Genomic DNA, 18,611 nt, shown 5'->3' on the forward strand with positions numbered 1-18,611 from the left:
TGCCAAATTGTTTATTTTGATATGAATTGGACCTATATTGTTGACAGTATTCCGAAATTTGTAGATGCTGCTTGTATTACTTTACAACTCTCATTATGGGGTATTTTGCTATCGTTATGTTTTGGATTAATCATTGCAATTATCACCAGCTATAAAATAAGACCTTTGTGTCAACTGGCTCAAGGTTATATTGAGCTTTCACGCAATACACCTCTTTTAATTCAGCTGTTCTTTCTCTATTATGGACTGCCCAAAATCGGTATTAAATGGGATGGTTTTACCTGCGGTGTGATTGCACTTGTTTTTTTAGGCTCTAGCTATATGGCAGAAAGTTTGCGTGCCGGATTACAGGCTATATCTAAAGGACAAATTGAGGCCGCCAAATCTATTGGTTTAACGCCAATACAGATTTTCCGTTATGTTTTATTCCCGCAAGCTTGGGCAGTATCTCTTCCCTCAATTGCAGCAAATACTATCTTTCTTATCAAAGAAACCTCTGTCATTAGCGCTGTGGCGGTAGCAGAATTATTATTCGTCACTAAAGATATTATCGGTATGGATTACAAAACCAATGAAGCATTATTTATGCTCTTTGTGGCGTATCTCATGATTTTATTACCTATATCCATTCTCACTCGCTATTTTGAAAACAGCATAAGGAAAGCAAAATATGGGATTTGACTGGTTATGGGAAGGGCAAAATGTAGTCCGTTTGGCCGAGGGGTTTTGGTTAACAACAAAGATCTCATTTATTTCTGTTGGGCTTTCACTCATATTTGGCACACTATTTGGTTTAATCATGCGATCAAATAACTTAATTGTGCGTGCATTTGCTCGTTTCTATTTAGAAACTATCCGTATTGTGCCAATTTTGGTATGGCTGTTTATGTTTTATTTCGGCTTATCGACTTGGTTTGCTATTCACATTAGTGGTATTTGGGTTTGTATTTGGGTCTTTACTCTTTGGGGGACAGCTGAAATGAGCGATTTAGTACGAGGTGCATTAACTTCTATAGAAAAGCATCAGGTTGAATCAGCTAAAGCTATTGGCTTAACTCGAAGTCAAATTTTCCGCTATATCGAACTTCCACAAGGACTTCGCCGAGTGTTACCGGGCACAGTCAATTTGTTTACCCGTATGATAAAAACCAGTTCTCTGGCAGCCTTGATTGGTGTTATTGAAGTTGTGAAAGTAGGTCAGCAAATTATTGAAAACTCACTTCTCACTAATCCAAGTGCCTCATTTTTTGTATATGGGGTGATTTTTATATTGTATTTTCTTATTTGTTATCCACTCTCGTTATGGGCAGGTAGATTAGAACGTAAATGGGAGAGTTAGTTAAAATACTATTTTTAATATTCACAATAAATTTTAAAACTAACTCAAATTAGCCTCAAAACGGATATATGACTATGCTAAATTTAATTGAACGCTTAATCCTTTAAGAGCATCTTGCACATTCTCAAATAACCCTTTGTCACAAATAATTTGATCGAATGCAGTGAGTGGGCAAACAAAAAAAGTAGCGACTTTCCCATACTTTGAGGAGTCGGTAACTAAAATATTCTGTTTTGATGCTTCTAAGATTGCTTTTTTAACTGGAATTTTATTTTCATTTGGCGTTGTTAAACCTTTTAAATTCCATGAAGAGGTGGATATAAACGCCATATCAATCGATATATTTTTGAGAAATTCAGCTGCCAGAGAACCGGTTGTTGATAAGTTTTCTTTACAAACACTTCCCCCTATATGGATTAAGTCACATTTTCCTGAATTACTAAGATAGTGAGCGATCACAAAGTCGTTCGTTACAATTAGTAAGTCTGTTCTATCTATGATCTGATGGGCAATTTCCAATGTAGTAGTACCAGCATCTAAATATACTGTTGTATGAGGTGGAATTAACTGAGAAGCTAAAGTACCAATAGCAAATTTTTCATTTTGAAAAAGCATCGATTTATCATTATGAGGCAATTCTACCGTCAATCTTTCAAGTGATTGTACACCACCTGATACTGAGGATATTTTTCCTTCCTCTTCTAGTTTTTGAATATCACGACGAATAGTCATATGTGATACTTTAAGCTGTTTTGCTAAAAAATTAATACTGGCAATTCCATTACTATTGATAAATTGCAGTATTTTGCGTTGTCTCTCTACAGGAATCATTTTTTTGCCTAATTTATAGTTGTTAACAAAAATTATATCAGATTTCCCCTCTTAAATTAAAATCACAAATTTTAACAATAAATGTTAATTTTTGTGATGATGATCACAGATTTCACATTTCGTATTGGTTAAGATACATCCATCATATTATTTACTATTGAGGAGATTAACCATGACTCAGAAATATAAAATTGCCGTAGTCGGCTTAGGTGCAATGGGAATGGGAGCTGCGAAATCGTGTATAGCAGAAGGGTTAGAGACTTATGGTGTTGATTTAAATCCAACCTATCTGGAAGCTCTGAAGAATGTAGGCGCAAAAGGTGTTAGCACAAGTGCGATAGATTTTGCGGCTGAATTGGATGCCATTCTATTGTTAGTGGTCAATGCTAATCAAGTTAACTCAGTGTTATTTGGCGAGGATGGTGTAGCACAGCATTTGAAAAAAGGTTCAGTAGTGATGGTTTCTTCCACCATTTCTGCACAAGACGCCAAAGATATTTCACAAAAATTAACAGATTTTGGGTTGGTGATGTTAGATGCACCGGTCTCTGGTGGTGCGGCAAAAGCAGCGCAGGGCGAAATGACAGTGATGGCATCCGGATCAGCAGAAGCCTTTGAAAAATTAAAACCTGTTTTAGATGCAGTGGCAGGTAAGGTTTATAACATTGGAGAAGAGATCGGTTTAGGTGCGACCGTGAAAATTATTCACCAATTACTTGCCGGTGTACATATTGCCGCAGGGGCAGAAGCGATGGCGTTAGCAGCTCGTGCCGGTATTCCTTTGGATCTGATGTATGACGTTGTGACTAATGCCGCAGGTAATTCGTGGATGTTTGAAAACCGTATGAAACACGTAGTCGATGGTGACTACACACCACTATCAATGGTTGATATTTTCGTGAAAGATCTTGGTTTAGTAAATGACACCGCAAAATCACTACGTTTCCCACTCCATTTAGCAAGCACTGCTTATTCAATGTTTACCGAAGCCAGCAACGCAGGCTATGGTAAAGAAGATGACAGTGCGGTAATCAAAATTTTCAGTGGCATTGAGTTACCGAAAAAAGGGGGAAACTAAGATGTTAGGTGTCATTGCAGATGATTTTACTGGGGCTAGTGACATAGCCAGTTTTTTAACAGAAAACGGGCTGAAAACAGTACAGATGAATGGTGTGCCAAAAACAGCACTCAACAGCAAAGTTGATGCGATTGTCATCAGCCTAAAATCCCGCTCTAACCCTGTTGAAGAAGCAATCCAGCAATCATTACAAGCCTTAGATTGGCTAAAACAGAGCGGCTGTACGCAGTTTTATTTCAAATACTGCTCAACTTTCGACAGCACAGAAAAAGGCAATATCGGACCGGTTACTGATGCGTTGATGGAGGCATTAGATACTGATTTCACGGTAGTAACACCCGCACTCCCTGTGAATGGTCGCACTATTTTCAATGGCTATCTGTTTGTGGGCGATATGCTACTGAATGAATCCGGTATGCGTAACCATCCAATTACTCCAATGCAAGACGCGAGCTTAGTACGTTTAATGGATGCACAATCACAAGGTAAAACAGGTTTAGTCGCTTATGCAGATGTTATTCAAGGTGCAGAACGTGTGAAAAACCGTTTTGCGGAACTGAAACAGCAAGGCTACAAATATGCGGTGGTGGATGCGACAGATAACTCACAGCTTGCCGTACTTGCCGAAGCCGTGGCGGACTTTAAATTAGTAACTGGTGGCTCAGGTTTAGGGGCTTATATGGCGGCGTACCGTTCGGGTGGTCAGAAAGGCACTAATGCTTTTGTGCCGAACAAAGGTAAAACCGTTGTACTTTCAGGCTCTTGCTCTGTGATGACCAATAGCCAAGTGAATGCTTACAAAGCAAAAGCACCAAGCTATTTCTTAGAAGCAGAACAAGCCATTAACAACCCAAATTACGTAGAAGAGCTCTATGCTTGGGTTATGGCTAATTTAGACGGAGAGCTTGCCCCAATGGTTTATGCCACTGTACCACCTGAAAAATTGAAAGAAATTCAAACGCAATTTGGTGGAGATAAAGCAAGCCACGCAATTGAAGCTACTTTCGCCAAATTGGCCGAGAAACTACAAGCTGCAGGTATAACTAACTTCATTACTGCAGGTGGTGAAACTTCAAGTATTGTCGTTCAGCAGCTTGGATTTAGCGGTTTCCACATCGGTAAGCAAATTACACCGGGTGTACCGTGGTTACAAGCGGTCGAAAAACCGATTTTTCTTGCATTGAAATCCGGTAATTTCGGCAAAGAGGACTTTTTTAGCTTTGCACAAGGAATGTATTTATGACAGAACAGGAACAAAAACTACAGATGGTTGAACTCGCTCGTTCACTCTTTAAACGTGGGTATACCGTAGGGGGGGCAGGTAATCTCTCGGTACGATTAGATGAAAATCGCATTTTGGTGACACCAACAGGTTCATCGTTGGGGCGTTTAGAAGCGGAACGACTTTCCGTATTAGATATGCAAGGCAATGTACTGTCAGGAGATAAACCATCCAAAGAGTCGGTTTTTCACTTGGCACTGTATCAGAAAAATCCGGAATGTCAGGCAATTGTACATTTACACTCTACCTACCTAACTGCACTGTCTTGCTTACAGGATTTAGATATTGATAACGCAATTACAGCTTTCACACCTTACTATGTTATGCGGGTCGGTAGGTTACCTGTTATTCCTTACTATCGCCCGGGTGACATTAACATTGCTCGTGAGCTGGGTGAACGTGCCTTAGATGCAAAAGCATTTCTACTGGCAAACCACGGTGTTGTCGTCACAGGTTCTAATTTGATCGATGCGGTTGATAATACTGAAGAACTGGAAGAAACCGCCAAGCTTCATTTTATTCTACAAGGTCAAAAAGTGCGATATTTAACCGAAGACGAAGTGAATGACCTAAAAAATAGGGGAAAATAAATATGCCTAAATTCGCAGCAAATCTTACGATGATGTTTAACGAAGTGCCATTTTTAGACCGCTTTGAAGCAGCCGCTAATGCGGGTTTTAAATATGTGGAATATCTCTGGCCTTATGAGTATTCGGCAGAGGAAATCAAAGCCAAACTCGACCAGTACGGTTTAAAACAAGTGCTGTTTAATACGGCAGCTGGCGATGTTGCCAAAGGGGAATGGGGTGTTTCTGCTATTCCGGGGCGTGAAGCAGACAGTCATCGTGATATTGATCTCGCCTTGGAATATGCACTTGCTTTAGGTTGTCCGCATATTCATGTTATGGCAGCGGTTGTACCGGAAGGCGAAGATCGCGAAGCCTATAAACAGACCTTTATCAAAAACGTGCAATATGCGGCGGATAAATTCAAACCGCACGGCATTAAGGTTCTGCTGGAAGCACTCAGCCCGGAAGTCAAACCAAACTATCTGCTGAAAAGCCAATTTGATACCTTAGAAATTGTTGAAGCAGTCAATCGAGCCAATGTGTTTGTACAGTTGGATTACTTCCACGCCCAAAATGTGAATGGCAATTTATCCCGCTTAACAGACAAACTCAACGGCAAATTTGCCCATATCCAAATTGCATCGGTACCGGAACGTCATGAGCCGGACGAAGGCGAAATTAACTACGAGTACATTTTCAACAAGCTCGATGAAATCGGTTATGAAGGTTACGTAGGCTGTGAATATAAGCCAAGAGCGGAGACCACAGCAGGTTTAGCCTGGTTTGAAAGATACAAATAGAGGGAGGTTTTATGAATATTGTGATTACAGGCGGAGCAGGTTTCTTGGGGCAACGCTTAGCGAAAACCTTATTAGCTCAGCATTTAGAGAAAATTCAAGAATTAGTGCTGGTTGATATGATTAAGCCAACCGCTCCAAATAATGATCCCCGTGTTCGTTGTATGGAAATGGATTTAAGACATCCTGAAGGTTTAGATGCAATTATTACCGAAAAAACGACCGCACTTTTTCATTTAGCAGCGATAGTGAGTAGTCATGCGGAGCAAGATCCGGATTTGGGTTATGAAATTAATTTCCTAGCTACCCGTAATTTGCTGGAAGTTTGCCGTAAAAATAACCCAAACATCCGCTTTATCTTTTCAAGCTCATTGGCAGTATTTGGCGGAGAATTACCTGCGGTAATCAACGATGGTACGGCAGTGACACCACAATCCACCTATGGTACACAGAAAGCAATGTGTGAATTGCTCATCAACGATTATTCCCGTAAGGGCTTTGTTGATGGGATTGTGGTTCGCTTACCAACTATCTGTATTCGTCCGGGGAAACCAAACAAAGCAGCCTCTTCATTTGTAAGCAGCATTATTCGCGAGCCGTTATATGGCAAAGAAGCGATTTGCCCGGTGTCACAGGATTTACGTTTATGGATTTCAAGCCCAAATACAGTGATTAATAACTTTATTCATGCTTTAACTTTGCCTTCTTTACCACAACGCAGTTGGCATGTCATTAACTTACCGGGCTTTACTGTCAGCATAAAACAAATGCTATCTGATTTGGCTTCAATAAAAGGAGAAAGCACCTTAGAGAAAGTACGATTTGAATTTGATGAAAATATTAACAACATTGTCGCCAGTTGGCCTGCTGAGATTAACAATAATACTGCTCTCAAACATGGTTTTAGCGTAGATGTTGATTTTAAGGAAGTTATCCAACAATTTATTAAACACGACATGTAAATTAGGAGCAACAGTATGTTTGGCTTACCAATTCCGATTATAGGACTATTGATTGCAGTATTTGTCTTGGTCTATTTAGTTTTAAAAACACGTGTTCATGCATTTATTGCTATGTTAATTGCCTCCGCTATTGCAGGTCTTGTTGGTGGCATGTCCGTCAATGATACACTCGGTGCAATCAGTAAAGGCTTCGGTGGAACTCTAGGCGGTATTGATATTGTTATCGGTTTAGGGGTAATGATGGGAAGCGTGCTGGAAGTTTCCGGTGCCGCAGAAAAAATGGCTTATAGCTTTATCAAAATGCTGGGCAAGAAAAAAGAAGAGTGGGCATTGGCGATTACAGGCTACATTGTGAGTATTCCAATCTTTGTAGATTCTGCGTTTGTTATCCTATATCCGGTTGCAAAAGCTTTAGCAAAAAACGGCAAACGATCACTCTTAACCTTAGGTGTGGCACTTGCAGGTGGCTTAGTAGTAACTCACCATACCGTTCCACCGACACCGGGCCCGTTAGGTGTTGCCGGCTTATTTAATGTCGATCTTGGTGTCATGTTATTAGTCGGTATGGCTCTTGCGGTATTACCTGTAATCGGTATCGTACTTTATGCAAAATGGTTAGACAAAAAATACCCTGAATTTAACCAACAAGTTTTCACTCAAGAAGAGTTAAAACAAAAATACGATGACTATATCGAAAGCCGTGAGAAAAAGAATTTGCCAAGTTTAGGTTTATCTTTATTGCCTATCGTCTTACCAATCGGTTTGATCTTTATTAAAGCAATTTTAGATATCGTAGCGAAAGGTAATACAGAATTTGCACAAACAACGGTTTACCAATTCTTCGCCTTTGTTGGCCACCCAATGATTGCCTTAGCCCTGAGTGTATTAGTGTCTGTTTATACTTTATTACCAAAAGTAGACAAAGACAGAACAGTACTTCATCTTGAAGAAGGCGTAAAAACAGCAGGTATCATCTTATTGGTAACCGGTGCCGGTGGTGCATTAGGTGCGGTATTACGTGACAGTGGTGCAGGCAAACAGTTAGCGGAACAAATTGCCCAATTACCGATTTCGCCAATTTTAATTCCGTTCATTGTTTCTACTCTTGTACGTTTTATTCAAGGTTCAGGTACGGTGGCAATGGTCACTGCTGCGTCAATTTCAGCGCCGATTTTGGCTCAAATTCCGGGTGTAAATATGATTCTAGCTGCACAAGCTGCGACAATGGGTTCCCTCTTCTTCGGTTACTTCAACGATAGCTTGTTCTGGGTTGTGAACCGTATGATGGGCATCAATGATGTGAAAAAACAGATGATTGTTTGGTCTGTGCCAACTACGATTGCGTGGGGTATCGGCGGTATCAGTGTAATTTTATGTAACCTGATTTGGGGTAACGACGGCTCAGTATTTGACCTTGTCTTCCCTGTTGCTGTAATGGCGATCATCGCTATCTACATCAAAGCACAAAATAAAACCTTAACCAAGTAATCAACCTAAATAGACTATGAACCAAGTTCATAGTCTATTTTTTTACCTAAAACCTAGGAGTGGGATATGAAAAAATCTCTCATACTTGCAAGCGGATTGTTTTTTTCTTCTTTAGTGAATGCGACACCGGATGAAATTAAACCGAATGCCAATCTGAATATCACTCTACTTGCTGAAGTCACTGCTCAAGGGCAGAAGATTAACGGTGTGGCGGTAGAATACCCAAGTAATGTGTTATCTGGGAGTGATTTAAGACAACTCTATCAAATCCAAACCTCGCTGGATAATGCTCCCCAAGAAGCGCGTAGTGTGTTAAAAGCCTATGTGAATAGTGAGCCTAAAATCAGTAAGCAGCCTAAGGCAGGTAAATTTGTGATCATTGAACTAGATACTGCGGATAAAAATGCGGCGACTTACAGTATAAAAGACGGCAACACGGCACCGATGAAATTCAAATCGAAAGATGCGGAAAGCAAGATTGTAGAAACTGAGCGTGTGCAAGCGGTCAAAATTCCAGAATTTTTTGCAAAAAGACTCGCTTACTCGGTAGAACAAAAGGGCTTACTAAAATTAACCAACGGCATAACGCTTGGTACAGGTGCTTGGTCGCAAACCGCAGAGCCAGAAAAAATCAAAACGACTTATATTGATGAATTTGTTGCGAAACAAGTTACCTTCGATGACCCTGAAAATAAACTGAACTACCGTTTCTATGCCCCTTTGCAAAAAAACGGCGAAAAATACCCGCTTGTGATCTTCTTGCACGGCTCAGGGCAGGTTGGTTCGGATAATTTAGCTCACTTATTATCCAGCAAAGGAGCGATTGCCACCTTGCCTTATGAACCGAGCTTTGTGCTAGCACCACAATATGATCAAGTTTTTGACCCATTCGACAGTGAAGAAAAAGGTCAGAAAGGCGGTATTCACTGGCAGACCGAAAACCGTATCAACTTGGCACTTAAAATGATTGATGAAACCATCAAAGCCAATCCACAAATTGATACCAATCGTATTTATATCAACGGCTTATCTCGTGGTGCAGAAGGCGGATTGAATCTGTTATTGGCTCACCCGAATTTCTTTGCCGGCGCATTGCTAATGAGCGGTCGTGAAGCCTATACAAACGAATGAGTGGACGGCAACGCCAACAAAGACAACCTCGCTGCGATTAAAAATGTGCCGATTTGGTTCTTCCACAGCAAGGAAGACAAAGTTTCACCGGTCCAAGGTTCCCGGATTAACTATCAAATTCTCAAAGAACAGTTAAACGCACCGAATGTGAAGTATACCGAATTCAGCTTCACCCAAGCGGGAGATAACGGTATTGTTCATAATAACCCTCATAACACTTGGGATGCTGTATATAATAGTCCAGAGATTATTGAGTGTTTACTTCAACAAAAACGCCACTAAGGAGGCATATTATGTTTATGTACTTATCTCATCCATTAGATCCAAAAGATCTGGCTTGGCCGGGAGAGCCTGTTGTTGAGGTTAATCGTTGTACAGATATATGTGAAAAACGCCATTTAGTAGTTTTATTACCAAACTGCCTAATCATTGCGGCACTCATATGGATGCTCCACGACACTTTGTTAAAGATGGCTTAAGTATTAACGAGCTACCTATAGAATATTTTTGTCATAAACAAGTCGCTTTACTTGAAATTCCAAAAGGTGAAGCCGAAGGAATTACAAAAGAAGATTTACTACCTTATGCGGATATTTTATCAAAAGTCTCGTTTGCGTTCTTTAGAACAGGCTTTGAGAAATATAGAGCTGAGAATCCTACAATATACCAAAATGAATGTCCGTATATTGCAACAAGTGCGGGGGAGTATTTATCAGATAATTTTCCTAACTTAAAAGGCGTAGGCATTGACTTCTTAGCTCTAGGCTCTCCATCATCTAGAGTGCCTGAAGAAGAGAACCCAAAGAACTGTCATCGAGCTATTCTAGGTTATTATACGGGGAGATTTACAACAGTTATTGAAGATATGCATTTAGCTGAACTACCTAAGAATGTCAAATTTAAGTAATTTTTTAATGCGCCTTGGCGTATTGTTGGAGTAGATTCTAGCCAAGTAACTTGTATTGTAGAAATAGAATAGTGCAGGATGTAAGCATAAGTAATCTTATGGGATTTATGTAGTAGTTATACAAATATCTTATCGTATAGGGTAAAAAATAAATATATAACTACTACATAATTAGCAATTTTTCTAATTACCGATAATACTATTTAATTCATTGTAATATATTTTTTATAACAAAAAAATATACAAAATTCCTTCTTATAATTTTCATTTCTGTTTAATTTCTTGCACAATGTCCTCATTGAAGAATAAACCAATACTGAAATGCCTTTACTCTCTATTCAAAATTTACATAAAAAATATGGTGAAACTATTGCCATTAGGAATCTCAGTTTAGAGCTACACAAAGGGGAAGTTGTTGTCTTGCTTGGACCTTCTGGCTGTGGAAAAAGCACTTTGCTACGTTGCATTAACGGATTGGAAGAGAAGCAAGGTGGCACAATTAAAATACAGGGTGTCGGTGAGTTTGGTAAAGACTTAAGCTGGGAACTTTCTCGCCAGAAAGTCGGTATGGTATTTCAAAGCTATGAATTATTTGCTCATTTAAATGTTATCGACAACATCCTACTAGGGCCGTTAAAAGCACAAAATCGTAAGCGGCAAGAAGTAGAAGATCAGGCTGATCAATTACTTAAACGTGTGGGATTACTGGAGCGAAAAACGGCTTTTCCTCGTGAGTTATCCGGCGGGCAGAAACAGCGTATTGCGATTGTTAGAGCACTTTGTATGAACCCTGAGGTGATTTTATTAGATGAAATTACTGCGGCTCTTGATCCTGAAATGGTAAGAGAAGTGCTAGATGTTGTGCTAGAACTGGCAAATGAGGGGATGTCTATGTTAATTGTGACCCATGAAATAGGCTTTGCAGAAAAAGTGGCAGACCGCATAGTATTTATTGATAAAGGGGAGATTATTGAGCAAGCAGCGCCTAAGGACTTTTTTAATGCCCCAAAAACCGAACGAGCAAAACAGTTTTTACACGGACTAGATTATTAATTATTACTCGAGGAATCATTATGAAACGTTCAACTTTTTTAAAAACTTTATTAGCTACCACATTAGCTGTATTTACGCTTACTGCTTGTGATAACGTAGGTTCTGCTAACAATAATACAGCAGAAAAAGATGCAGTAGCACAAATTAAAGAGAAAGGTGTTATTCGCATTGGTGTATTTGGTGATAAACCTCCGTTTGGTTATGTGGATGCAAATGGCAAAAACCAAGGTTTTGATGTGGAAATAGCCAAAGAGATTTCAAATAATTTATTCGGCAGCCCGGACAAAGTTGAATTTGTATTGACTGAAGCGGCAAATCGTGTGGAATATTTAAAATCAAACAAAGTAGATTTAATTTTAGCTAACTTTACGAAAACACCTGAGCGAGCGGAGGTAGTAGATTTTGCTGAGCCTTATATGAATGTTGCTTTAGGCATAGTTTCGCCAAAAAATGCTTTAGTTACGGATGTAAAACAACTTGAGGGTAAAACGTTATTAGTTAATAAAGGCACAACAGCCGATGCTTATTTCAGTAAAAATCACCCTGAAATCCAACTATTAAAATTTGACCAAAATACCGAAACTTTTGATGCGTTAAAAGATGGGCGCGGTGTAGCACTAGCACATGATAACGCTTTAGTATGGGCATGGGCAAAAGAGAATGCTGACTTTGAGGTTGCAATAGGCAGTATCGGTCCCGCTGAGCAAATTGCTCCTGCGGTTCAAAAAGGAAATAAAGCATTGTTGGATTTTGTAAACAAAGAGATAGGACAGTTTAAAACAAACGGTAAATTAAAAGCGGCTTATGAAAAAACTCTCGTACCGGTTTATGGTGAAAAAGAAGCGTTATTAGCTAAATAATAAAAAGCAGCGCCTTTTACTAAAAGGTGCTGCCATATTTGCAAATTTTTGTTAAAACTCGACCGCTTGTAGGAAGCTGTGAGTTATTCTACTTAGCTTAAAGTAGCATATTTGACAGTAATAGACCAAAGCAGATGCTAAAAATCATGCTGAGTAAGCCCGGTAGCATAAAGCTGTGGTTGAAAATATACTTACCGATACGGGTTGTGCCTGTGGTATCAAAGTCGATTGAGGCAATGATTGGACCGTAGTTCGGAATAAAGAAGTAGCCGTTTACCGCCACAAATACCCCGATGAGAACCGGAGCCGGAATACCGATTGCAACAGCTAATGGGAATAAGGTAGCAACTGTTGCACCTTGGCTGTTCACTAAAACAGACAGTACGAATAGCGCGAAAGCAAATGCCCAAGGTGCGGTTTCTACTAAACCGGAAACCATCGATTTCACTTCATCCATATGACCTTGCATTAAGGTATCACCTAACCAAGCAATACCGAAAATCGCAATGACTGCACGCATACCGGCATGGAATACCGAGCCTTTAGTGATTTCGTTGCCATCTGGTTTACAAGTTAGGATAATTAATGCACCAATACTTAACATGACAATTTCAATTGTGTGAGCCATACCCATCGGTTTGCCGTCAAACACAGGGCGAAGTGAAGGCATTGCACCCATTAATACGACCAGTAAAGCACCAAATAAGAATAAGCCTACGGATAATTTCGCTGTTGGTTTTAATGGTAATTCGGTTGGGTTTGCGGTGATATGATTTGCTTTTACATATTCAGGATCTTGCAATAATCTTTGATAATTCGGGTCATCTTTTAACTCTTTGCCCATTTTATTAACAAATACACAAGCAAGCCCTAAGCCTAATAAAGTAGATGGAATGGTTACCATCAACACATCACCTAAGGTAATGCCTTGAGGCTCAAGAAAAGCAACTACAGCCACAACCGCGGCGGCAATTGGGCTTGCTACAATCGCAAATTGAGAAGCAATTACTGCCATGGAAAGTGGGCGTTCCGGACGAATACCGTTATGGCGACTGACTTCAGCAATCACAGGTAATACTGAATAGGCAACGTGTCCTGTTCCGGCCAGTACAGTAAATGTCCAAGTCACTAATGGTGCAATAAAGGTAATATATTTTGGGTTTTTACGTAAGATGCGGGTTGCGATTTTGATCATATAGTCTAAACCGCCGGCAGCTTGCATTGCTGCTGCCGCTGAAACTACTGCCATAATCATAAACATCACGTCAATCGGTAATCCTGCCGGTTTTAACCCGAAGCCGAATGACAATATGACTAAACCTAAACCACCAAATACTCCAAGTCCGATACCGCCTACGCGAGCACCGACCAAAATGCATAGTAACACTATGGCAAATTGGATAAGAAACATAGCAGACATAATTTTTGCTCCTGATAATTAATTAAAAATCGGTATTTGAAGAAATTTTTATTTTTCATCAAATTAGTCGGGGCGTACTATATCAATAAATAAAACTAATCTCTATAATCTAAATCAATAAAAACTTTAATTTGATTGAGGAAAAATATGCAATTCTCAAAAATGCACGGACTAGGTAATGATTTTATGGTGATTGATGGTGTTACTCAAAATATATACCTCACGGAAGAGATGATTCGCACCTTATCAGATCGCCATCGTGGAGTTGGTTTTGATCAACTTTTGTTGGTTGAGCCACCTTACGATCCTGAGTTAGATTTCCACTATCGCATTTTTAATGCGGATGGCAGCGAAGTATCGCAATGCGGAAACGGAGCAAGATGTTTCGCCCGTTTTGTTACGCTAAAAGGTTTAACGAATAAAAAAGATATCTATGTCAGTACCGCTAAAGGTAAAATGGTATTGACGATACAAGATGATAGTAAAGTACGTGTGAATATGGGAGAGCCAATTTGGGAACCGGCTCAAGTGCCGTTTGTGGCGAATAAATTTGAGAAAAACTATATTTTGCGTACTGATTTACAAACTGTGCTATGTGGTGTGGTATCAATGGGCAACCCACATTGCGTGTTACAAGTAGAAGATGTGAAAACTGCACCGGTAAATGAGCTGGGGCCTTTATTGGAAAGCCATGAACGTTTTCCGGAGCGAGCCAATATCAGCTTTATGCAAGTAGTAAGTCGCAATCATGTGAAATTACGCGTTTATGAGCGTGGAGCCGGTGAAACACAAGCCTGTGGCAGTGGTGCGTGTGGTACAGTAGCGGTAGGTATTATGCAAGGTTTGTTAGATAACAAAGTACAGGTTGATTTGCCGGGTGGCACGCTCATTATTGAGTGGAACGGTGTTGGCAATCCATTGTATATGACCGGTGATGCCACCCATATTTATGATGGTTTTATTAAACTGTAATGAGAGGTATAGGGGAGGGTTCTAGCCCTCCCGATTTACTTATTGTTTCATTAATTTTTTCACTAATTCCAACACTATAGGTAATTCTGTTGCCCCTTCTCGATCGAGAAAATGCCCGCCTTTATTCAAACGAACATAATCTGCCTGCAAATGTATCGCTAAAGCATCACTATGTTTATGTGCAACGATGCTATCGTCTAATGCACTCAAAATATAAGCAGGAAAAGCAGGCGGGCTTGGCAAAATTGCATAGTAGTTGGTAAAGGCAGATAGCTCTGGCAAATTAGGCAACGGTTGATAAAACCCTGATACAAATACAGCCCCTTTAATTTGCTCTTGTTGCTTCGCTAAAAAATTCAAAATAGCGATACAGCCTAAACTATGCCCAACGAAAATCGTATTTTCGTTAACTTCCAAATTTTCTGCCAGATGAGCCAGCCAACGATCAAGCGAAGGATTTTCCGAATCAGGCATATTTAACCGCTGACAACTTATGCCAATTGTGGTTAATTGCTCCTCCAACCAAGGAAACCAATGTTTATCGGCATTTGCCGTATAGCCGTGTACGATATAAACCTGTGCCATTTTTCACTCCTATTTGTTTAACTTGAAAGATTGTAGCACAGCTTTATTGGAAAATTCTGAGAAAAACAAGCGGTTGTTTTTCATTAAAATTTTGCAAAATTCAATAGAAAAGTGACCGCTTGTGTCCTGAATTAGCTTAACGCAGCGTTAACTGCATCCGCGAGCGATGTTGTTGGGCGCCCTAATAATGTTGAAAGTGTTTTGTCTTCACTAAATAACGCACCTTGAGAAGCCACAACATCCCAAGAAGCCAGACATTCTGCTAATTCTTCCGGCAAGCCTGCTTGTTTTAATGCATTTGCATATTCTGCTTCCGGGATATCTACGTAAGGAATATCTTTGCCTGTTTGTTTGGAAATTTCTGCTGCTAATTCGCTTAGCGTATAAGCATTATCACCGGCTAATTCGTAGGTTTTGCCTTCGTGACCACCGGAAATTAAGACCTTTACCGCTGCTTCCGCTAAGTCTGCCCGGGTTGCAGAAGCAATTTCTCCCTCTTTTGCTGAGCCATAAAACGCATTTAATGCCAAGGCGGGTTGAATTGAGGCGGTGTAGTTTTCGGTATACCAACCATTGCGTAAAATAGTGTAATCAATGCCTGAAGCTTTTAGAGCTTGCTCGGTTTCCACGTGCTCGCCTGCTAAATTGAGAATAGAGGTGTCTGCATAGAGTAGGCTAGTGTAGATAATATGTTTTACGCCGGCTTTTTGGGCAGATTCAATGACGTTTTTATGTTGTATAGCACGTTGCCCAATTTCATTACCTGAAACCAATAATAAAGTATCCACACCGTGTAATGCTTCCACTTGCCCTTCTGATTTTGAATAATCAAATTTACGGGCTTCCACATTGCGGATTTTGCTTGGATCTCGTGCTAATGCAATGATGTTAGCGGTTGATTTTTCCAACAATTTTGCAAGTACAATAGCGCCAAATTGGCCTGTTACTCCTGTGATTGCGATAGTTTTCATAATAAACTCCTTAAAAATAAATGTGAATTAATCAATTTGGTTGCTATAATACTTGTTAACTTACTTTTTAGAAGTACTTACAAAAATGTAAGTTTGAAAATAATTTTTAACTGATTGATTTTTAAGGAAATAAAAATGCAGAAAAATTTCGATAGTGATGCTTTAAAGGGGAATGTAATGGCGGCAGCGTGTCCGTCACGCCAGATTTTGCAGCATCTAACCAGCCGTTGGGGAGCATTGGTGATTATTGCATTGCGTTCGGGCACCAAGCGGTTTAGTGAGTTGCGTAAAACCATTGACGGTGTAAGCGAGCGAATGTTAACCGAAACGTTGCATCGGCTTGAGGAAGACGGAATGCTCACCCGTAAGTCCTATAATACTGTGCCACCCCATGTAGAATACAGTTTAACTTCATTTGGTGAGGAGGCTTCCAGTCGAATGTTTGCGTTGGTAGATTGGCTTGAGGGTAATTTGCCTGCTATTTTACAATATCAAAAAGAGAAAGTGTGATGAACGTTTGGATTTTACTCGCTATTTCGATTTGCTTAGAAATTGTCGCGACTAATTTATTAAAATTAAGTAATGGCTTTACTAAAGTTGTACCAAAGGTTAGTTCGTTGGCTCTTTATGGTTTATCGTTTTATTTTCTCTCAATTATTTTTCGGACTTTGCCGGTAGGTATTGTGTATGCGGTTTGGTCAGGTGTCGGTATTGTATTAACCGCATTGGTTGCTTATTTTGCTTTCGGGCAGAAAATTGATTTGGCTGGAATGATTGGAATTATCCTGATTATTGCTGGTGTTTTGGTAATTAATTTATTTTCAAAGATGTGATACAAGCGGTCATTTTTCTATAGAATTTTGCAATTTGTCATGAAGATTTAGGATGAAAAAAGAGACGAACATAAATTCGTCTCTTTCTAATGTTATCGTTCTCTTAACCCTTCGGTTACTGATTCTTCCAGTGGGCTGAGTAAATAACTCATGACGCTACGCATACCGGTTTTGATTTCGGCAGTTATGCCCATACCGGAGCCAAGTGCAATAGTTTTTCCATCGGGAGAGACAAGATTTTTTCTGTCTATGCTTATCGTTGCATTAAACACTAAGCCGAGATTTGGGTGTTCAATGGCATCTGGGCTGATGTGTTTAATTTTCCCGTTCAAATAGCCATAGCGAGTATATGGGAAAGTTTCAACTTTGATAATAACATCTTGTCCTGCTGTGACAAAACCGATATCTTTATTTTGAACGAGTGCTGTTGCTTCCAATACATCATCTTCCGGCACGATGACCATTAATGTTTCCGCTGTTGTCACCACACCGCCTATCGTATAAATTTTCAGTTGCTGGATTGTGCCGGAAACCGGTGCTCGAATCATTGAGGCTTGTTGCCGTTGATTATTTTTTTCCAGCTCTAGGCGGAGTTGGCGTTCATTTTCCATGTGCTGTTTTATTTTTTCTAACACGTCACTTTTGAAAAATTTCGTAATGAGGTCAAGCTCTTCTTTTACATTAAGTAAGTCATGCTCTAATTCATTTAGTTTGGAACGATAAACAGCAAGCTCATTTTGGGCTTCAATAGTTTTATTTTCCTGCGAAAGCAATTCATGCTTAGATAACGATTTTTGTTGATAAAGTGCTTTAAAGTCCTTTAATTTTTCATTTTCAATACGACTTGCTCCTTCGTATTTGCGAACATAAGCGTAAGCTGTTTGCTTTTCAGCATCTTTACGTTTGTAGGCTAAGACTTTTTGTGCTTTTTGTTTTTGCCAAGTTGAGTATTGCTCCTCAATTAAATGTTTAATCCGTAATCTATCTTCTTCAGAAGTATCTTTAAACTCTGTTTTAGATAAATCAATGGTGGGTAAACACTCTTTTTCAATAGCTTTTAGTAATGTTTGATAACGATAATTTTCCAGTTTTGCTAAAGCAAGCGAACTCCTTGTTTTCTGCATATCAGCATCGGAACCGAGTGCTGTTAGGCTGACTAACAGCTGACCTTTTTCTACAAATTGCCCGTCTTTCACAAAAATTTCTTTTACTATCGCATTTTCAATCGGTTTGATTTCTTTGCTTCTTCCACTAAAGGCTAGTTTACCGGTGGCGGTTGCAACAATTTCTACCTTGCCCACGCTTGCGATAATAATAGCTAAGGCGAGAAATAGCATAATTAAATAGGCTATCAAGCGAGGTTTTTTTGAAACAGGTGTTTCAATAAGCTCTAAATGCGCAGGTAAAAATTCGCTTTCGTCTTTTTTTCTGTCGGGGTGGTCTAATTCTTTACGAATTTTCCACACTTCTTTCCAGACATTTTTATAGCGTAGGAAAAATTCATAAATACCACTTATCCATATTTTCATTGTA

General features: G+C 39.6%; 18 protein-coding genes and 2 pseudogenes. 15 read left to right on the plus strand and 5 right to left on the minus strand.

What is annotated here, in order from left to right; translation table 11 throughout:
* Nucleotides 1-21: 21 nt before the first annotated feature.
* Together A6B41_RS00955 and A6B41_RS00960 are read left to right on the plus strand one after the other, a co-directional pair.
* The gene (locus A6B41_RS00955; protein ID WP_027073420.1) at nt 22-681 is read left to right on the plus strand and encodes an amino acid ABC transporter permease; all 660 of its coding nucleotides are present in this window, start codon (nt 22-24) and stop codon (nt 679-681) included.
* The gene (locus A6B41_RS00960; RefSeq protein WP_027073419.1) at nt 671-1,339 is read left to right on the plus strand and encodes an amino acid ABC transporter permease; all 669 of its coding nucleotides are present in this window, start codon (nt 671-673) and stop codon (nt 1,337-1,339) included. The genes A6B41_RS00955 and A6B41_RS00960 overlap by 11 nt, the downstream gene beginning before the upstream one ends.
* 72 nt (nt 1,340-1,411) lie before the next feature.
* On the opposite strand, the gene A6B41_RS00965 is transcribed toward A6B41_RS00960, so the two are convergent.
* Nucleotides 1,412-2,170: a DeoR/GlpR family DNA-binding transcription regulator gene (locus A6B41_RS00965; RefSeq protein ID WP_027073418.1), complete on the minus strand. Its 759-nt coding sequence runs from the start codon at nt 2,168-2,170 to the stop codon at nt 1,412-1,414.
* A gap of 172 nt (nt 2,171-2,342) precedes the next feature.
* Between A6B41_RS00965 and ltnD the strand changes: the two genes are divergently transcribed.
* The 10 genes and pseudogenes from ltnD to A6B41_RS01015 all read left to right on the plus strand — a co-directional run bounded on the left by ltnD (nt 2,343) and on the right by A6B41_RS01015 (nt 12,297).
* Nucleotides 2,343-3,248, plus strand: a complete 906-nt coding sequence (ltnD, locus tag A6B41_RS00970) for an L-threonate dehydrogenase (protein WP_027073417.1) — start codon at nt 2,343-2,345, stop codon at nt 3,246-3,248.
* A gap of 1 nt (nt 3,249) precedes the next feature.
* Nucleotides 3,250-4,491 (plus strand): 3-oxo-tetronate kinase, encoded by a 1,242-nt coding sequence (gene otnK / locus A6B41_RS00975; RefSeq protein WP_027073416.1) that lies wholly within the window; start codon nt 3,250-3,252, stop codon nt 4,489-4,491.
* Nucleotides 4,488-5,120, plus strand: coding sequence for a 3-oxo-tetronate 4-phosphate decarboxylase (gene otnC, locus A6B41_RS00980; protein WP_027073415.1), 633 nt, complete (start codon nt 4,488-4,490; stop codon nt 5,118-5,120). The genes otnK and otnC overlap by 4 nt, the downstream gene beginning before the upstream one ends.
* Before the next feature lie 2 nt (nt 5,121-5,122).
* The gene (gene otnI / locus A6B41_RS00985) at nt 5,123-5,899 is read left to right on the plus strand and encodes a 2-oxo-tetronate isomerase (RefSeq protein WP_027073414.1); all 777 of its coding nucleotides are present in this window, start codon (nt 5,123-5,125) and stop codon (nt 5,897-5,899) included.
* A gap of 11 nt (nt 5,900-5,910) precedes the next feature.
* Complete coding sequence (gene denD, locus A6B41_RS00990; RefSeq protein WP_027073413.1) at nt 5,911-6,858, plus strand: D-erythronate dehydrogenase; 948 nt, start codon at nt 5,911-5,913, stop codon at nt 6,856-6,858.
* A 15-nt stretch (nt 6,859-6,873) separates the two neighbouring features.
* Complete coding sequence (locus tag A6B41_RS00995) at nt 6,874-8,346, plus strand: GntT/GntP/DsdX family permease (protein WP_027073412.1); 1,473 nt, start codon at nt 6,874-6,876, stop codon at nt 8,344-8,346.
* A 66-nt stretch (nt 8,347-8,412) separates the two neighbouring features.
* Nucleotides 8,413-9,759 (plus strand): annotated as a pseudogene (locus A6B41_RS01000) (alpha/beta hydrolase-fold protein).
* 11 nt (nt 9,760-9,770) lie between these two features.
* Nucleotides 9,771-10,456: pseudogene (locus A6B41_RS01005) on the plus strand (cyclase family protein).
* Nucleotides 10,457-10,705: 249 nt separating this feature from the next.
* Nucleotides 10,706-11,437 (plus strand): amino acid ABC transporter ATP-binding protein, encoded by a 732-nt coding sequence (locus tag A6B41_RS01010; protein WP_027073411.1) that lies wholly within the window; start codon nt 10,706-10,708, stop codon nt 11,435-11,437.
* 20 nt (nt 11,438-11,457) lie between these two features.
* Nucleotides 11,458-12,297: a cysteine ABC transporter substrate-binding protein gene (locus A6B41_RS01015; protein WP_027073410.1), complete on the plus strand. Its 840-nt coding sequence runs from the start codon at nt 11,458-11,460 to the stop codon at nt 12,295-12,297.
* A 97-nt stretch (nt 12,298-12,394) separates the two neighbouring features.
* On the opposite strand, the gene A6B41_RS01020 is transcribed toward A6B41_RS01015, so the two are convergent.
* The gene (locus A6B41_RS01020) at nt 12,395-13,717 is read right to left on the minus strand and encodes an anaerobic C4-dicarboxylate transporter (protein ID WP_027073409.1); all 1,323 of its coding nucleotides are present in this window, start codon (nt 13,715-13,717) and stop codon (nt 12,395-12,397) included.
* Nucleotides 13,718-13,864: 147 nt separating this feature from the next.
* On the opposite strand from A6B41_RS01020, the gene dapF reads away from it, so the two are divergent.
* Nucleotides 13,865-14,689: a diaminopimelate epimerase gene (dapF, locus tag A6B41_RS01025; RefSeq protein ID WP_027073408.1), complete on the plus strand. Its 825-nt coding sequence runs from the start codon at nt 13,865-13,867 to the stop codon at nt 14,687-14,689.
* A gap of 39 nt (nt 14,690-14,728) precedes the next feature.
* On the opposite strand, the gene A6B41_RS01030 is transcribed toward dapF, so the two are convergent.
* Together A6B41_RS01030 and A6B41_RS01035 are read right to left on the minus strand one after the other, a co-directional pair.
* Complete coding sequence (locus tag A6B41_RS01030; RefSeq protein ID WP_027073407.1) at nt 14,729-15,274, minus strand: RBBP9/YdeN family alpha/beta hydrolase; 546 nt, start codon at nt 15,272-15,274, stop codon at nt 14,729-14,731.
* Between the two features lie 131 nt (nt 15,275-15,405).
* Complete coding sequence (locus tag A6B41_RS01035; RefSeq protein WP_032847095.1) at nt 15,406-16,245, minus strand: SDR family oxidoreductase; 840 nt, start codon at nt 16,243-16,245, stop codon at nt 15,406-15,408.
* Nucleotides 16,246-16,380: 135 nt separating this feature from the next.
* On the opposite strand from A6B41_RS01035, the gene A6B41_RS01040 reads away from it, so the two are divergent.
* Entirely contained in the window at nt 16,381-16,755 is a 375-nt protein-coding gene (locus tag A6B41_RS01040; protein WP_027073405.1) for a winged helix-turn-helix transcriptional regulator, read from the plus strand.
* Nucleotides 16,755-17,078, plus strand: coding sequence for a DMT family transporter (locus A6B41_RS01045; RefSeq protein WP_027073404.1), 324 nt, complete (start codon nt 16,755-16,757; stop codon nt 17,076-17,078). The genes A6B41_RS01040 and A6B41_RS01045 overlap by 1 nt, the downstream gene beginning before the upstream one ends.
* A 92-nt stretch (nt 17,079-17,170) precedes the next feature.
* On the opposite strand, the gene A6B41_RS01050 is transcribed toward A6B41_RS01045, so the two are convergent.
* The gene (locus tag A6B41_RS01050; RefSeq protein WP_027073403.1) at nt 17,171-18,607 is read right to left on the minus strand and encodes an HlyD family type I secretion periplasmic adaptor subunit; all 1,437 of its coding nucleotides are present in this window, start codon (nt 18,605-18,607) and stop codon (nt 17,171-17,173) included.
* Nucleotides 18,608-18,611: the final 4 nt, after the last annotated feature.

The organism is Mannheimia granulomatis, assembly GCF_013377255.1.
Lineage (GTDB): Bacteria > Pseudomonadota > Gammaproteobacteria > Enterobacterales > Pasteurellaceae > Mannheimia > Mannheimia granulomatis.

Excerpts from the sequence above, each read along its gene's own strand:
- otnC (WP_027073415.1), top strand. The coding sequence starts at position 4,488 with ATGACAGAACAGGAACAAAAACTACAGATGGTTGAACTCGCTCGTTCA.
- A6B41_RS01030 (WP_027073407.1), bottom strand. The coding sequence starts at position 15,274 with ATGGCACAGGTTTATATCGTACACGGCTATACGGCAAATGCCGATAAA.
- A6B41_RS00960 (WP_027073419.1), top strand. The coding sequence starts at position 671 with ATGGGATTTGACTGGTTATGGGAAGGGCAAAATGTAGTCCGTTTGGCC.
- ltnD (WP_027073417.1), top strand. The coding sequence starts at position 2,343 with ATGACTCAGAAATATAAAATTGCCGTAGTCGGCTTAGGTGCAATGGGA.
- otnI (WP_027073414.1), top strand. The coding sequence starts at position 5,123 with ATGCCTAAATTCGCAGCAAATCTTACGATGATGTTTAACGAAGTGCCA.
- dapF (WP_027073408.1), top strand. The coding sequence starts at position 13,865 with ATGCAATTCTCAAAAATGCACGGACTAGGTAATGATTTTATGGTGATT.
- A6B41_RS00955 (WP_027073420.1), top strand. The coding sequence starts at position 22 with ATGAATTGGACCTATATTGTTGACAGTATTCCGAAATTTGTAGATGCT.
- A6B41_RS00965 (WP_027073418.1), bottom strand. The coding sequence starts at position 2,170 with ATGATTCCTGTAGAGAGACAACGCAAAATACTGCAATTTATCAATAGT.
- denD (WP_027073413.1), top strand. The coding sequence starts at position 5,911 with ATGAATATTGTGATTACAGGCGGAGCAGGTTTCTTGGGGCAACGCTTA.
- A6B41_RS01015 (WP_027073410.1), top strand. The coding sequence starts at position 11,458 with ATGAAACGTTCAACTTTTTTAAAAACTTTATTAGCTACCACATTAGCT.
- A6B41_RS01040 (WP_027073405.1), top strand. The coding sequence starts at position 16,381 with ATGCAGAAAAATTTCGATAGTGATGCTTTAAAGGGGAATGTAATGGCG.
- A6B41_RS01020 (WP_027073409.1), bottom strand. The coding sequence starts at position 13,717 with ATGTCTGCTATGTTTCTTATCCAATTTGCCATAGTGTTACTATGCATT.
- A6B41_RS01045 (WP_027073404.1), top strand. The coding sequence starts at position 16,755 with ATGAACGTTTGGATTTTACTCGCTATTTCGATTTGCTTAGAAATTGTC.
- A6B41_RS01050 (WP_027073403.1), bottom strand. The coding sequence starts at position 18,607 with ATGAAAATATGGATAAGTGGTATTTATGAATTTTTCCTACGCTATAAA.
- A6B41_RS01010 (WP_027073411.1), top strand. The coding sequence starts at position 10,706 with ATGCCTTTACTCTCTATTCAAAATTTACATAAAAAATATGGTGAAACT.
- otnK (WP_027073416.1), top strand. The coding sequence starts at position 3,250 with ATGTTAGGTGTCATTGCAGATGATTTTACTGGGGCTAGTGACATAGCC.
- A6B41_RS00995 (WP_027073412.1), top strand. The coding sequence starts at position 6,874 with ATGTTTGGCTTACCAATTCCGATTATAGGACTATTGATTGCAGTATTT.
- A6B41_RS01035 (WP_032847095.1), bottom strand. The coding sequence starts at position 16,245 with ATGAAAACTATCGCAATCACAGGAGTAACAGGCCAATTTGGCGCTATT.